Here is a 455-nt window from a genome sequence, read left to right as displayed (position 1 = left end):
AGCGAGGCGCCCTGGCCGGCATGGGGGCTGGTCGCGTGCGCGGCGTCACCGATCAGCAGCGAGCGCTTGCGCGACCAGGTCGGCAATGTCGCCACGTCGAGCGTGTCGGTGACCACGATGTTCTCGGCAGCGTCGATGATGGCGGGGATCGGATCGTGCCAGCCGCGGTGGAAGCCGCGCAGATGCTGCTTCAGCGTCGCCGGGTCGAGCGCGCGAAACATCGCCGCGTCCATGCCGTGCGCGGGCTGCGTGCTCCACCACATCACGCCATCGTTGGGATCCGGGCTGCAATAGCCGTAGCCGAAGAAGCCGCTCTGGCCGAATGTGGTCTCGACGTGCCGGCCGATCGATCTGCCGTCGAGCACGGCGTGCGGGACGAAGCCGCCGAAGCCGATCAGACCCGTGTCGAACGGCTGCGGTCCGTCCGGCACCACTTGGCGGCGCGCGACCGAGTG

At 69.7% G+C, this 455-nt stretch carries 1 pseudogene; it reads right to left on the bottom strand.

The features are described 5' to 3' along the window. Positions 1–455, bottom strand: a pseudogene (locus tag MOV75_RS41840) (monooxygenase); the annotation flags it as partial.

Origin of the sequence: Bradyrhizobium sp. PRIMUS42, from assembly GCF_023006515.1 — a bacterium.
Classification (GTDB): domain Bacteria; phylum Pseudomonadota; class Alphaproteobacteria; order Rhizobiales; family Xanthobacteraceae; genus Bradyrhizobium.
The sequence above is the reverse complement of the archived record's forward strand: the minus strand, read 5'-3'. Positions and strand labels throughout refer to the sequence as shown.